15 protein-coding genes are annotated in these 12,498 nt (G+C 61.1%); 9 read left to right on the forward strand and 6 right to left on the reverse strand.

Translation table 11 applies throughout. The features are described from left to right. Positions 1 to 177 precede the first annotated feature (177 nt). The 5 genes from yajC to AB8A50_RS05250 are packed head-to-tail and all read left to right on the forward strand — an operon-like array spanning position 178 to position 4,452. On the forward strand, positions 178 to 549 hold the full coding sequence (gene yajC / locus AB8A50_RS05230; protein ID WP_093758697.1) for a preprotein translocase subunit YajC: 372 nt from the start codon (positions 178 to 180) through the stop codon (positions 547 to 549). Positions 550 to 593: 44 nt separating this feature from the next. Next, positions 594 to 2,192: a protein translocase subunit SecD gene (gene secD / locus AB8A50_RS05235; RefSeq protein WP_093758696.1), complete on the forward strand. Its 1,599-nt coding sequence runs from the start codon at positions 594 to 596 to the stop codon at positions 2,190 to 2,192. 31 nt (positions 2,193 to 2,223) lie between these two features. Then, a complete protein-coding gene (gene secF, locus AB8A50_RS05240) occupies positions 2,224 to 3,225 on the forward strand; it encodes a protein translocase subunit SecF (protein WP_170849718.1) in 1,002 nt (333 codons plus the stop codon). Position 3,226: 1 nt separating this feature from the next. Then, positions 3,227 to 3,610, forward strand: a complete 384-nt coding sequence (locus AB8A50_RS05245; RefSeq protein ID WP_089264470.1) for an Mth938-like domain-containing protein — start codon at positions 3,227 to 3,229, stop codon at positions 3,608 to 3,610. Next, entirely contained in the window at positions 3,607 to 4,452 is an 846-nt protein-coding gene (locus tag AB8A50_RS05250) for a phytoene/squalene synthase family protein (protein WP_439077078.1), read from the forward strand. The genes AB8A50_RS05245 and AB8A50_RS05250 overlap by 4 nt, the downstream gene beginning before the upstream one ends. On the opposite strand, the gene AB8A50_RS05255 is transcribed toward AB8A50_RS05250, so the two are convergent. The 3 genes from AB8A50_RS05255 to AB8A50_RS05265 form a co-directional block, all read right to left on the reverse strand. After that, positions 4,444 to 5,547 (reverse strand): serine/threonine protein kinase, encoded by a 1,104-nt coding sequence (locus AB8A50_RS05255; RefSeq protein ID WP_439077079.1) that lies wholly within the window; start codon positions 5,545 to 5,547, stop codon positions 4,444 to 4,446. The two genes, AB8A50_RS05250 and AB8A50_RS05255, sit on opposite strands and share 9 nt — an antisense overlap. 30 nt (positions 5,548 to 5,577) lie before the next feature. Beyond that, positions 5,578 to 7,011, reverse strand: a complete 1,434-nt coding sequence (trmFO, locus tag AB8A50_RS05260; protein WP_439077080.1) for a methylenetetrahydrofolate--tRNA-(uracil(54)-C(5))-methyltransferase (FADH(2)-oxidizing) TrmFO — start codon at positions 7,009 to 7,011, stop codon at positions 5,578 to 5,580. A 200-nt stretch (positions 7,012 to 7,211) separates the two neighbouring features. Next, positions 7,212 to 7,364 carry a DUF1127 domain-containing protein gene (locus AB8A50_RS05265; RefSeq protein ID WP_081421766.1) on the reverse strand — a complete coding sequence of 51 codons (153 nt, stop codon included), beginning with the start codon at positions 7,362 to 7,364 and terminating at the stop codon, positions 7,212 to 7,214. A gap of 745 nt (positions 7,365 to 8,109) precedes the next feature. On the opposite strand from AB8A50_RS05265, the gene AB8A50_RS05270 reads away from it, so the two are divergent. Next, positions 8,110 to 8,370 (forward strand): hypothetical protein, encoded by a 261-nt coding sequence (locus AB8A50_RS05270; RefSeq protein ID WP_439077081.1) that lies wholly within the window; start codon positions 8,110 to 8,112, stop codon positions 8,368 to 8,370. 61 nt (positions 8,371 to 8,431) lie between these two features. Here the strand turns inward: AB8A50_RS05270 and AB8A50_RS05275 are convergent, their stop codons facing one another. Continuing rightward, positions 8,432 to 9,244 (reverse strand): lytic murein transglycosylase, encoded by an 813-nt coding sequence (locus tag AB8A50_RS05275; RefSeq protein WP_184516344.1) that lies wholly within the window; start codon positions 9,242 to 9,244, stop codon positions 8,432 to 8,434. Positions 9,245 to 9,785: 541 nt separating this feature from the next. Here AB8A50_RS05275 and AB8A50_RS05280 point away from each other — a divergent pair. After that, positions 9,786 to 10,160 (forward strand): DUF3597 domain-containing protein, encoded by a 375-nt coding sequence (locus tag AB8A50_RS05280; RefSeq protein WP_089264465.1) that lies wholly within the window; start codon positions 9,786 to 9,788, stop codon positions 10,158 to 10,160. Between the two features lie 118 nt (positions 10,161 to 10,278). Further along, on the forward strand, positions 10,279 to 11,070 hold the full coding sequence (locus AB8A50_RS05285; protein ID WP_439077082.1) for a fumarylacetoacetate hydrolase family protein: 792 nt from the start codon (positions 10,279 to 10,281) through the stop codon (positions 11,068 to 11,070). Between the two features lie 149 nt (positions 11,071 to 11,219). Here AB8A50_RS05285 and AB8A50_RS05290 read toward each other — a convergent pair whose 3' ends face one another. Continuing rightward, entirely contained in the window at positions 11,220 to 11,492 is a 273-nt protein-coding gene (locus AB8A50_RS05290) for a GNAT family N-acetyltransferase (protein ID WP_439077083.1), read from the reverse strand. After that, positions 11,489 to 11,770 (reverse strand): GNAT family N-acetyltransferase, encoded by a 282-nt coding sequence (locus tag AB8A50_RS05295; RefSeq protein ID WP_439077084.1) that lies wholly within the window; start codon positions 11,768 to 11,770, stop codon positions 11,489 to 11,491. The genes AB8A50_RS05290 and AB8A50_RS05295 overlap by 4 nt, the downstream gene beginning before the upstream one ends. A gap of 283 nt (positions 11,771 to 12,053) precedes the next feature. Between AB8A50_RS05295 and AB8A50_RS05300 the strand changes: the two genes are divergently transcribed. Then, a complete protein-coding gene (locus AB8A50_RS05300) occupies positions 12,054 to 12,458 on the forward strand; it encodes an SPW repeat domain-containing protein (protein ID WP_089264717.1) in 405 nt (134 codons plus the stop codon). Positions 12,459 to 12,498 lie beyond the last annotated feature (40 nt).

Consider the following 12,498-nt stretch of genomic DNA (forward strand, 5'->3'; position numbering starts at 1 on the left):
GCGCACCCATATCGAGCCCGGAACACATCCGCAAGCGGTACAAATCGCAGACAAATCAGAGGGTTTACCGGCGTTGCAATTGGGACGCCGGCCGCTATAGTCCGCGCGAATTTACCCAAACCGGCCGAACGCCGACGCGTCGCCGGTTTATTCCCCAGCGTTTACGAGGACTTCCCGATGTTCATTACCCCTGCGTTTGCCCAGGCTGCAGCCGGCGGCGACACCAACAGCATGCTGATGTCGCTGCTGCCTTTCGCGCTGATCTTCGTGATCATGTATTTCCTGATCCTGCGTCCGCAGCAGAAGAAGGTGAAGGACCACGCCGAGATGGTGAAGAACATCCGCCGCGGCGACACCATCGTCACCTCGGGCGGTTTGGTCGGCAAGGTCACCAAGGTGGTCGATGACGAGCAGGTTGAGTTCGAACTCGCCGAAGGCGTTCGCGTACGTCAGCTCCGCACGATGATCTCGGGCGTGCGCACCAAGGGTGAGCCCGCCAAGGAGAAGGCGGACAAGGCTGATGCCAAGGACGACGCGGCCGCGAGCTGATGCGTTTGCGCGTCGCCATTTCAAGAATCTGACGGATCATCTCGATGTTGTATTTCACGCGGTGGAAGGCGCTGGCGGTCATTCTGACGGCGCTCGTGGTCTGCCTGTGCGCGGTTCCGAATTTCTTCCCCGAAGCCACCGTGAAAACCTGGCCGAAATGGGCGCAGCGCCATCTGGTGCTCGGCCTCGACTTGCAGGGTGGCTCGCACATCCTGCTCGAGGTCGATGCCAATTCGGTCAAGAAGGACAAGCTCGATCAGGTGCGCGACGACGTCCGCCGCACACTGCGTGATGCCAAGATCGTCTATACCGGCCTTGGCGTTCGCGGCGACAATGTCGAAGTCCGTATCACCAAGGACACCGAGTATCAGACCGCGCTCACCAAGCTGCGTGAACTGTCACAGCCGCTCGGCGGCTTGATGGGGCAGAGCGGCCAGCGCAGCCTGGAAGTCTCGGACGCAGGCAACGGCCTGATCCGTCTTTCGGTGCCGCCGGCAGCGATCAATGACCGCATTCGCCAGTCGGTCGAACAGTCGATCCAGATCGTCGAGCGCCGCGTCAACGAACTCGGCACCGTCGAGCCGTTGATCCAGCGTCAGGGCCTCGATCGCATCCTGGTGCAGGTGCCCGGCCTGCAGGACCCGACCCGCCTCAAGGAATTGCTGGGCAAGACGGCGAAGCTCGACTTCCGCATGGTCGACACCTCGCTCCCGGCCGAGCAGGCGCAAGGCAGGGTGCCGCCGGATTCCGAACTCCTGATGAGCTCGCAGTCTCCGAAGACGCCGTATCTCGTGAAGAAGGAAGTGCTGGTCTCGGGCGCTGACCTGACCGATGCGCAGCCGGGCTTCGATCAGCGCACCAACGAGCCGATCGTCTCCTTCCGCTTCAACACGTCCGGCGCCCGCAAGTTCGCCGATGCCACGGTGAAGAACGTCAATCTGCCCTTCGCCATTGTGCTCGATAACGAAGTGGTCTCCGCCCCGGTCATTCGCGAGCCGATCACCGGCGGCTCTGGCCAGATCTCCGGTAGCTTCACGGTGCAGGGCGCCAATGATCTCGCGATCCTGCTGCGTGCCGGCGCGCTGCCTGCGCCGCTCAGCATCATCGAGGAGCGTACCGTTGGCCCCGGCCTCGGCGCCGACTCGATCGCCAAGGGCGAGCTTGCGGCCTATGTCGGCTCGATCCTCGTCATCGTCTTCATGCTGCTGACCTACCGCCTGTTCGGCCTGTTCGCCAACATCGCGGTGACCATCAACGTGCTGATGATCTTCGGCATCCTGTCGCTGCTCAACGCCACGCTGACGCTGCCCGGTATCGCCGGCATCGTGCTGACAGTCGGCATCGCCGTGGACTCCAACGTGCTGATTTATGAGCGCATCCGCGAGGAATTGCGCGCCGGCCGCACCGCCATTTCGGCGATCGATGCCGGCTTCAAGCGCGCGCTGGCGACCATTCTGGATTCCAACATCACGACCTTCATCGCCGCTGCGGTGCTGTTTTACATCGGCACCGGACCGGTCCGCGGCTTCGCCGTGACCTTTGGCATTGGCATCATCACAACGGTTTTCACGGCCTTCACCGTGACCCGTCTGATCGTCGCCGGCTGGGTCAGGTGGAAGCGGCCGACCAGCGTGCCGATTTGAGTTTACGGAGCAGACTTTGACAACGACACAAATGGTTCTGGCAGGCCTGGGCGCGCTGATCGTCATTCTGTCGATCGTGGCAATCTTCGATCTGTTGCCGTCGCTCCGCATCGTGCCCGACGATACGAAGTTCGATTTCACGCGCTTCCGCCGCATCTCGTTCCCGATTTCGGCGCTGCTGTCGATCCTCGCCATCGTGCTGTTCTTCACGCACGGGCTGAATTTCGGCATCGACTTCAAGGGTGGCACGCTGCTCGAAGTCCAGGCCAAATCCGGTACGGCCGATATCAGCGCGATGCGCTCGACGCTCGCCGCCCTGCAACTCGGCGACGTGCAGCTGCAGCAGTTCGGCGGCGCGGCCGACGTGCTGATCCGTCTGGCCGAACAGCCGGGTGGCGATGCCGCGCAGCAGGCCGCCGTTCAGAAGGTTCGTGCAGCCCTCGGTGACAGCGTCGAATATCGCCGCGTCGAAGTGGTGGGTCCGCGCGTCTCCGGCGAATTGCTGGCTTACGGCATGCTCGGCCTGATCGTCGCGATCATGGGCATCCTGATCTATCTCTGGTTCCGCTTCGAATGGCAGTTCGCCTTGGGCGCCATGATCGCCAACGTCCACGATATCGTGCTGACGATCGGCTTCATGTCGATCACGCAGGTCGACTTCGATCTCACCAGTATTGCGGCGCTGCTGACCATTCTCGGTTATTCGCTGAATGACACCGTGGTCATCTACGATCGTATTCGCGAGATTCTGCGTCGCTACAAGAAGATGCCGATGCCGGAGCTGCTGAACGAGTCGATCAATTCGACGCTGTCGCGTTCGATTATCACCCACGTCACCGTGACGCTGGCGCTGCTGGCGCTCTACGCGTTTGGCGGCCAGGCGATCCACTCCTTCACCGCCGTCATGATCTTCGGCGTCGTGCTGGTCGGCACCTACACCTCGATCTTCATCGCTGCGCCGCTGCTGATCTATCTCGGCGTCGGCGAACACCGCGAAGACGCCGACAAGCCGGCCGCGAAGCCGAAGCCCTGAGATGCCGGTCGATCCCGAAGCGCCGCACCTTCCGCGCTCGGCCGCCATCGAAGCCTACGGCAAGGGCGGCTTCCACTTCGACACCATGTCGCATCAGGGCTCGCTGCTCTGCCTGCCCGATGCGGTGTGGGCGTGGTCGGTGACCAAGGCCAGTGACATCGACCGCCATTCGCTGCGGCGTGTGTTCGAAGGCGCAGCGGGCATCGACACGCTGATCATCGGCACTGGCAACGAGGTCTGGATCGTCCCGAACGATCTTCGCAACGCCTTGCGCAATCTTCACGTGGTGATCGACGCGATGCAAACCGGCCCGGCGATCCGCACCTATAATGTCATGTTGGGCGAGCGCCGCCGCGTTGCCGCTGCGCTGATCGCGGTGCCATGAGTGGTGCTGATCAGAGCTCCGCGGCTTTCTGCGCGGAGTTGGTGCGCAGCCATGACTTTGACCGCTACGCGGCGACCTTGTTCGTGCCTGCCGACAAGCGCCGTTCGCTGCTGGCGCTCTATGCGTTCAATACGGAAATTACCCGCGTCCGCGAGCTCGTGAAACAGCCATTGCCTGGCGAGATCCGGTTGCAATGGTGGACCGATATGCTGGCCGGCGCAGGTCATGGCGATGTCGAACAGAACCCCGTTGCTGCCGAATTACTGCTAGCGATCCGCGCGCATGATCTTTCCATCGACATGCTGTCCAAGCTGATCGATGTGCACATCTTCGATCTCTACAACGACCCGATGCCGGATCTCGCGCTGCTCGAGAGCCACTTTCGCGATACGCTCGGGACTTTGCTGTTCTCATCGGCAAAGATCCTCGGCGACGGGTCCGAGGCCAGCGCTCATGTCGCCGAGCATGCCGGGCTGGCCCAAGGCGTCGCGCGGATCATCGCGCGTTTGCCCTACGACACTATGCGGCGGCAATTGTTCGTTCCCCAGGACATGCTGCTGCAGAACGGCAGCAGCGCCGATCAGATGTTTGCCGGCAAGATGACGCCAGGCATCCGTGCAACGCTGGATCGGCTGATATCAGGCGCGCAGGAGCAACTCGCGACAGCGCAGGGAATGCTCGCCGATGTGTCGCCGGCTGCGCGTACAGCGTTCCTGCCCATGGCGCTGGTGATGCACGATCTGGCGCAAATGGCCCGAGCAGATCACGATCCGTTCGAACTCCACCTCAGATCGCGCTTGCGGACCCTCTGGACGCTGTGGCGCGCCTCGCGCTCAGTGTGACGTCAGCTTCTGGTCTGTCGTCTCGAAATTGAAACGGTCGCGCAGGTTCTTCCGCGACTCCAGAATGCCCTTCAGGAACGCGCGATCGGCGTCGCTGGTCATCAGCGGCTCCAGCAGATCGACCTGGTTCATGGCGACGAGCTGCAGCACTTCGGTGCGAATGCGGCCGGAGGCGTCGCGGGGCAGGGATGCGACGACCTGCAGATGCTCAGGCGGCTTTGCGCCCTTGGCGGCGGCTAACTCACCCTGCAGCTTCGTTTCCAGCGCGACGTCATCGGCTTCCACGAATGCATAGAGCCCGACGCCGGTGCGCCGGTCGGCAAAGGCGACGATCGACGCGTCGCGCACCGCCGGGTTCTGTTTGATGATCTCGAGCAGAGGGGGGGCGTCGTTGACCAGACGCTTGCCGCCGCCCTCGCGGTCGGTGAAGTTGAAGATGCCGCGTGTGATGGCGCGATAGACCTTCTTGCCGGTCATCAGCCAGATCCGCGCCGGCAGCGACTTCTTCGACAGGATCGCCTTTTCCTTCGGCGTCAGCAGTTCTGGCGCGTAAGTGCGCTTGTGCTTCAGGAGGTGACGCAGATCTTCATAGGCGGCGATGCGAAACAACTGGCTGCGAGACTTGAAACAGACCGCGAGCTGGAAGTCGGTGACGTAGGCGAGGCCGTCGCTGCCGCGCAGCCAGTTCTGTTCCTTGGCGAGATCGTTATGGCACACGCCCATGCGATGCAGCTTGCGCAGCGCCAGCTTCGCGGATTTGAAATAGCGCGCATCGTGATGCGGCTTGGCGAGATGCAGTGCGACGCCGTCGATGAAGCCGCGCACCAGCGCGCGGTCGCCGGCCCAGAGCAATTCAGGCCCGACGCGCAGATCGCGCGCCAGCGTCAGTGCGCGGCGTTCCCGCGTGAACAGATGCAGCGCCAGCAGATATGACCACCACGGCACCTGGTCGAGCCGGCGCAGCACCGCATCGACTTCGCCCGATGACGTGCGATAGCGGCCGCGCTCGACGGTCGAGAACACGTCGCGTTTCAGCAACACGCCTTCGGTCCAGGTCTTGGACAGCGCAGCGGCGTCCTGTGGCGGCAAACTCATCGAACAATCCTGAAATTCAAATCGCCGGCGTCATGCCGCGGCTGCAACGGGCAGGCTGGCGGCAATCCAGTCATCCATGTCAGCCAGCGCCCGCACGCTCATCGCCTGCTTCTTGGCAACGGTCTTCTCGTTGCCGCGCAGCCGCGAGCCGTCGGGCCTTTTGGTCGGCGCTTGGGCCAGCGGCGGGAACAGGCCGAAATTGATGTTCATCGGCTGGAACGAGCGCGGGCCTGCATCAACAGTTTCGATGTGGCCGCCGGTGATATGGCCGAGCAACGAACCCAGCGCCGTCGTCACGGGTGGCGGAGCCAGCGACTGGTGCTTGGCATCGGCCGCTGCATAGAGACCGACGATCAAGCCGACGCTGGCGGACTCCACATAACCTTCGCAGCCGGTCATCTGGCCGGCGAAACGCAGCCGCGGCTGCGCCTTCAGGCGGAGTTGGTCGTCGAGCAACTTCGGCGAGTTCAGGAAGGTGTTGCGATGCAGGCCGCCAAGCCGTGCGAATTCGGCATTCTGCAGGCCGGGGATCATCCGCAATGCTTGCTGCTGCGGGCCGTATTTCAGCTTCGTCTGGAAACCGACGATGTTGTAGAGCGTGCCGAGCTTGTTGTCCTGGCGCAGCTGCACGATGGCGTAGGGCTTCACCAGGGGATCCCTGGGGTTGGTAAGGCCCACCGGCTTCATCGGGCCGTGACGCAGCGTTTCGCGGCCGCGCTCGGCCATCACTTCGATGGGCAGGCAGCCGTCGAAATAGGGCGTGTTGGTTTCCCATTCCTTGAAGTCGGTCTTTTCGCCCGCCAGCAGCGCATCGATGAAGGCATCATATTGCTCATGGGTCATCGGGCAGTTGATGTAGTCGGCGCCGGTGCCGCCGGGCCCGACCTTGTCGTAGCGCGACTGGAACCAGGCGATCTCCATGTCGATCGAGTCTTTGTGCACAATCGGTGCGATGGCATCGAAGAAGGCCAGCGCGTTCTCGTCGGTCAGTCCACGGATGCCGTCCGCGAGCGCTGCGGAGGTCAATGGCCCTGTCGCAACAATGACGTTGCGCCAGTCGGCTGGCGGCAGGCCGGCGACTTCGGCGCGGTCGATGGTGATGAGCGGGTGGTCGTTCAGCGCCTTGGTCACGGCATCGGAGAAGCCGTCGCGATCCACTGCCAGTGCGCCGCCGGCGGGCACCTGGTTGGCATCGGCGCAGCGCATGATCAGCGAGCCCAGCTTGCGCATCTCGGCGTGCAGCAGGCCGACAGCGTTGTTGAGCGCGTCGTCAGAACGGAAGGAATTGGAGCAGACCAGTTCGGCGAGGCCATCGGTGCGATGGGCGTCGGTCATCTGGTGCGGCCGCATCTCGTGCAAGATTACGGGAATGCCGGCATTGGCGACTTGCCAGGCGGCTTCCGAGCCGGCGAGGCCCGCGCCGATCACATGGACGCAGTCGTCTGGGTTTGGGGCTGTTGTCATGGCCCCGCATGTAGCGCGTTTCGGCGCGAAGTGGAATTCGCTTCGCGGAAATTCGGCCGGTTAGCCAAAGCTTTGAAGACGCTTTGGTTCGAACGCGTCTGGCTCCGAAGACGGTGTCTTCAGGGAACCACGATTGCGCCCGCGCGAGGCGGGCGCAATCCGTGAAACGTCAGGCAGGACAGATAGAACGTCCTGACGGATCAGCCGTTATAGGCGCCAGAAGCAACACGCGGAATGTCCGAACGGTCGAGACCGATGTCGGAAAGCTCGCGATCGCTGAGCTGGGAGAGTTCGGCAACGTTGCGCTGATAGTCGCGGAACGCCTGGATCATGCGGATGAATGAAAGCAGCATTTGAGTTCTCCTTCGTTAAGCGATTCATCTCTTGCGAGGTGCTTCGCTGTTGAAGTGAATATAGGTGACAATATCGCAGTGCAGCAGTCGAGATGTTGCGATGCAGCTAATCAAGAACTGCATAGCTCGCGCAAGGAATGATTAACCTCTTGGCGCTGGGAGGTGATTTTGCGGGCACAGTGCGTATTGAGGCACCTTTAGCGATGATTCTAGCTGTTAATTAGTCAGTTAAATCATGCATTTGGAGGTGTTCCAAAGCTCAGCCGGATGCCGCCGGCTGAACCGGCGCGATGAAGCCTTTCTGACCTCAATCAGCCAGCGCACTCGGCGGTTCCTCGTAAGTTCCTCTCTGGCGTCGCTATGCGTGATTCGCATACGAGTATTAGGAGTGAACAATAAATCATCCTTACGTGAGGCTTGCGGGGCAACTTTTCTCTAAACTGCATGCGTGAAGGCAAATACATATGCAACTCGAGGTCCTGCGCGAAACGCGGTTGCTGCTGGCCTCCGGAAGCACATCAAAAGGCCGATGCCGCGACGTCAGTGAAATCGCGCGAATTACATTTGTGTAAGTTTGTTGCTCGTGATGTCTGAAGCGCCAAAAAGTTGAGTGTTCTTGGTGGCGATCACAACCGGCTCACATTCAATTCACTGCGGCTGTTATTTCCTGGATCGCAGCGGGACGTATCAATTCCTTCTACAGAATCCGGCAATGGCGTCGGTTCTGTTGCGAAGGACAAACAAGATGATCACAAGATTACTGGGAGCGGCCGCCATGGCTGCTGTTGTGTTCGCTACGGTGCCGGCTTCGGCTGCGCGTATGGAAGGCTGCAGCGGCAGCAACCTGCTGAAAACCGAAACCGCCGTCGAAGCGATGCCGGACGGCGATGCGAAGTGGGTTGCGTTCAAGGAAATGACGGATGCGCAGACCGCGTTGCTCGACAACAAGATGCGCGCGTGTGCGGTCCATCTGACCAGGGCCATGCATGTCGGCATGACGAAGTAGGACATCACGGGAGGGGCCGCTTGCTGAGGAGCGGACGGCCCTTCCATCATCCCATGCGAGCCTATGGTTCTTTGGCGAGCTGACTGGCGAAAGTGGCGATGGTCTTCGAATAGACCTCGCTCTTGTTCCACTGCTGAATGACCGCGAAATTCGCAGTCCCCGGCGCAAAATCCTGATCGCGCTTCCAGCCATAACTGGCGAGGTAGTTTGCCGTTGAGGCCAGTACGTCGGGCGCGCTGCGCAGCAGGTCGCGATGGCCATTGCCGTCGAAGTCGACAGCGAATTTCAGGTAGGACGATGGCATGAATTGCGTCTGGCCGATTTCGCCGGCCCAGGCGCCATGCATCTCGGCAGGCGCGAGGTCGCCGCGGTCGACGATGCGCAGGGCATCGAGCAATTCACCGCGAAACATCTCGGCGCGTCGACAATCATATGCGAGCGACGCGATGGCGCGGATGGTAGGGAATTTGCCGACGTTCACGCCATAGTCGGTCTCCAATCCCCAGATCGCCACCAGCACCGGACCGGGCACGCCATATTGCTGTTCGATGCGTCCGAGCACCGAGCCGTAACGCTTCAGCATGTCGCTGCCGCGACGCAGCCTTGGCGGCACCATGCGTCCGGAGAATTCCTCGAAGCTTTGTTTGAAGACCTGCTGGCCGCGATCGCGCGATAATACGCTGTTGTCGAGGGTGACGCCGGTCAGTGCTGCATCGACGGTCTTCTGAGAAATGCCCTTACCGACGGCTTCCGTCTTGAAGGCGGCGAGCCAACCATCGAAACTGCCAGTGCCGCAGGAAGGCGCAGCAAGGGCTGGCGCTAGCGGCGAGATCAGGACTGTACCAAGCAGAAACGTACAAAGCAGGGCGCGCATGGTCTCAAGGCTCTCATTCGATGATGAAATCGTGTGTCGCGAACGATAGTGCGCGATAAGCCTTCCGGTGAACCACGGCCAAAACAAGGCTTGCGCAGTGATATCAGAACAGCATGACGGCCTCTCACGCAATTCTGCGAGAGGCCGTCATTGGGCGAGATCAGCGGTCCACGTTACTCGTCGCTGCGCCATTGAAGACGATGAACTGCCAGCCTTGCGGCGTGCACAGCACCTAGCGCCGTGGCTCACGCTTCGGTGAAAATGTCGTCCGACATTCACAGCGCTGCAATGCAGCGGCCGGGCTTTCGCCTCAATTCAGTCGGACCTTGCTACCGATGTCAAACGGTCTGTCGATGACTTTGCCAACTGGCTTGGACGGTTGGTTTGGAAGGTTGGCTTGGAACGACTCTTCCCCGGCAGTCTATCGCGTCGCATTGGCAAGCGAGCGGTGGGCGGATACAAGTATGAACCGGCTGGTGCTGCCGGAACCAAACACGGCACGAATTCTTCAATCTGTCACGAAAGCTATTGGGAGCGACATATGAGCATTTTCGGAAAGATCATGGGCGCGATTTTCGGCACCAGCGCCAGTGCAGCATCCCCTGATGCCGCGCCGGCCGCCGGCGGTTCGGCTCCCGCCGGCGCCGCGCCGATGGACAGTGTTGACGTTGCTGCGATCCTCGACAAGGCCGTGGCGGCCAAGGGCGAAAAGCTGGAATGGAAGACCTCGATCGTCGACCTGATGAAGGCGCTCGACATCGACTCCAGCCTGTCGGCTCGCAAGGATCTCGCCAAGGAGCTCGGTTACACCGGCGACACCAGCGATTCCGCCAGCATGAACATCTGGCTGCACAAGCAGATGATGACCAAGCTCGCCGCCAATGGTGGCAAGCTGCCGGCCGACATCAAGCACTAAACTTTCCGTTTGGGACGGAGTGGAAGGCCCGCGCTCGCGCGGGCCTTTTTGCTGTGGTATACCAGCACGCATAAATACAAGACCAGAAAACAAGACAAAACATACGAGGAGAAACGCCATGGACCCCATCAACCGCAGAACGATTCTGACCACCGGTGCCGTTGCCCTGGCTGGCACCGCATTGGCGGGCGAGGCCGCTCAGGCGCAGGCCGGTCCCAAGGGCATATTCTCGGTCGCGACGGTAACGATTCCCATCGTCGGCGAGACCGACGTGTTTCCGGTGCGCCGCATCTATTGCATCGGCCGCAACTACGCAGCGCATTCCCGCGAGATGGGATCGGACCCGACGCGCGAGCCGCCGTTCTTCTTCCAGAAGCCGACCGACGCGATCCAGAACGTCAAGATCGGCGAGGTCGCCGATCACCCGTATCCGTCGCTCACCAAGAACTATCATTACGAGGTCGAACTCGTCGCCGCGCTGAAATCCGGCGGCACCAATATCCCCGTGGATAAGGCGCTCGACCATGTCTATGGCTATGCTGTCGGACTCGACATGACGCGCCGCGATCTGCAACGCGCCATGGGCGACGAGAAGAAGCCATGGGAGATCGGCAAGAGTTTTGACCACGCCGCAGTCATCGGCCCGATCCATCCGGTCAGCAAGACCGGGCACATGACCAAGGGTCCGATCTCGCTCGCCGTGAATGGCACCGTGAAGCAGACCTCCGACCTCGACAAGATGATCTGGAGCGTCGCCGAGCAGATATCGAAACTCTCGGACGCCTTCGAGCTGAAGGCTGGCGACATCATCTATTCCGGCACACCGGAGAATGTCGGCCCGGTCGTGAAAGGCGACGTGCTGCTTTGCAAGATCCAGGGCTTGCCGGACATGTCGATCAAGGTCGTTTGAGTTCGCAATCCATTCGTCATTCCGGGATGTGCGCAAGTCGGCGACGCCGACTAAGCACAGACCCGGAATCCCGATGTAAGGAAGACTCAAAACACTTCGAGATTCCGGGAGCGCGCCAAGTGGCGCGCCCCGGAAAGACGTGTGTGTGGCTAGCCGACCAGGTCCGCATAGTCCGCATGCTGGCGCAGATAATCCACCACAAACGAACAACCCGCCACGACCTTCAGCCCATTCGCACGGATCAATCCGAGCGCGCCCTTGACCAGTTCTGACGCGATGCCGCGGCCGCGCAGGGCAGGCGGCGTCTCGGTATGCGTGATGATGACGCGATCGCCGGCACGGCGATAATTCGCAAAGGCGACGGAGTCGCCGACATCCAGCTCGAAGCGATTGAGCGCCTTGTTGTCGCGAACGCCGGTCATGCCGCGTCTTTCAGCAAATCCTGATAGTCCGCATGTTTCGCGATATATGCCGCGATGAAGGGGCACTGCGCCACGACCTTCAATCCCTGTGCACGCACGGCATCGAGCGCGCCGCGGGCAAGCTGTGAGCCGATACCCCTGCCGCCCAATTCCTCTGGCACGACGGTGTGGACGAAGGTGATGGTATCGGACGTCCGGGTATATTCGGAAAAAGCGATATGGCCGTCGACGGCAAGTTCGAAACGGTGAAGCGAAGTATTGTTATAAACCGTGCTCATTCTCATTCCATTCACAGGTATCCTGGAGAAGGTAGCAGTCATTTCTAAACGGGTGCAATGCAGCCACCGCATGCTTCTCTGACAGGGGAAATCCGTGTCGTCGCGCGGGGCTCTTTGCCGTTCTGCGCGCTGTGAAAAATGGCTTTGGCGTGGCCTTGCAAAGGCAAAGCAGGTTCCTACGTCAATTGTAGACATACGCCCCGAAGCGGCCGGATCGGTCGTTTGACAGTTGGAGTGTCATGCCAACGGCCGCTGACGTATGCCTCTTTTGGAGGAGGTCACGATGTCAGACTCTCGGTTTCTCGGTACGCATCGCACGTGGGAAGACTGGTTTGGCATGGCGCTTGGCGTTCTGATTGCGCTCTCGCCCTGGTTTCCTACGCAGAACGGTCATCAATATACCGGGGGGACCCCCAGCGCCATAATCATTAACACGGTGGCGGTTGGCGTCCTGGTATTTGGCCTTGCGCAGCTTGAGTATGTCGCGCTGCAACGCTGGGAGGAGGTGGCCGCGATCATTCTCGGTCTGTGGCTGATCGCCTCGCCACTTTTCTTTGGTTATTCCGGCGACGGCATGCTCAGATTCATCCATACCTGCCTCGGCGGTCTCGTGGTGCTGCTGGCAGCACTGCAGTTGTGGCAGGACTGGGATCTGAGTGATGGGGAAATGGCCCAGCACGGGCAGTGACAACAAGCGATCAGGCCCGCCGGTCTTGTCGTGAGGCCGG

Origin of the sequence: Tardiphaga sp. 841_E9_N1_2, assembly GCF_051811065.1 — a bacterium.
GTDB lineage: Bacteria > Pseudomonadota > Alphaproteobacteria > Rhizobiales > Xanthobacteraceae > Tardiphaga > Tardiphaga robiniae.

Bases quoted from the DNA above. Each gene is read 5' to 3' on its own strand.
- AB8A50_RS05295 (WP_439077084.1), bottom strand. From the start codon at position 11,770: ATGAGCACGGTTTATAACAATACTTCGCTTCACCGTTTCGAACTTGCC.
- AB8A50_RS05275 (WP_184516344.1), bottom strand. From the start codon at position 9,244: ATGCGCGCCCTGCTTTGTACGTTTCTGCTTGGTACAGTCCTGATCTCG.
- yajC (WP_093758697.1), top strand. From the start codon at position 178: ATGTTCATTACCCCTGCGTTTGCCCAGGCTGCAGCCGGCGGCGACACC.
- trmFO (WP_439077080.1), bottom strand. From the start codon at position 7,011: ATGACAACAGCCCCAAACCCAGACGACTGCGTCCATGTGATCGGCGCG.
- AB8A50_RS05290 (WP_439077083.1), bottom strand. From the start codon at position 11,492: ATGACCGGCGTTCGCGACAACAAGGCGCTCAATCGCTTCGAGCTGGAT.
- AB8A50_RS05265 (WP_081421766.1), bottom strand. From the start codon at position 7,364: ATGCTGCTTTCATTCATCCGCATGATCCAGGCGTTCCGCGACTATCAG.
- AB8A50_RS05270 (WP_439077081.1), top strand. From the start codon at position 8,110: ATGATCACAAGATTACTGGGAGCGGCCGCCATGGCTGCTGTTGTGTTC.
- AB8A50_RS05300 (WP_089264717.1), top strand. From the start codon at position 12,054: ATGTCAGACTCTCGGTTTCTCGGTACGCATCGCACGTGGGAAGACTGG.
- AB8A50_RS05255 (WP_439077079.1), bottom strand. From the start codon at position 5,547: ATGAGTTTGCCGCCACAGGACGCCGCTGCGCTGTCCAAGACCTGGACC.
- AB8A50_RS05285 (WP_439077082.1), top strand. From the start codon at position 10,279: ATGGACCCCATCAACCGCAGAACGATTCTGACCACCGGTGCCGTTGCC.
- secF (WP_170849718.1), top strand. From the start codon at position 2,224: ATGGTTCTGGCAGGCCTGGGCGCGCTGATCGTCATTCTGTCGATCGTG.
- secD (WP_093758696.1), top strand. From the start codon at position 594: ATGTTGTATTTCACGCGGTGGAAGGCGCTGGCGGTCATTCTGACGGCG.
- AB8A50_RS05280 (WP_089264465.1), top strand. From the start codon at position 9,786: ATGAGCATTTTCGGAAAGATCATGGGCGCGATTTTCGGCACCAGCGCC.
- AB8A50_RS05250 (WP_439077078.1), top strand. From the start codon at position 3,607: ATGAGTGGTGCTGATCAGAGCTCCGCGGCTTTCTGCGCGGAGTTGGTG.
- AB8A50_RS05245 (WP_089264470.1), top strand. From the start codon at position 3,227: ATGCCGGTCGATCCCGAAGCGCCGCACCTTCCGCGCTCGGCCGCCATC.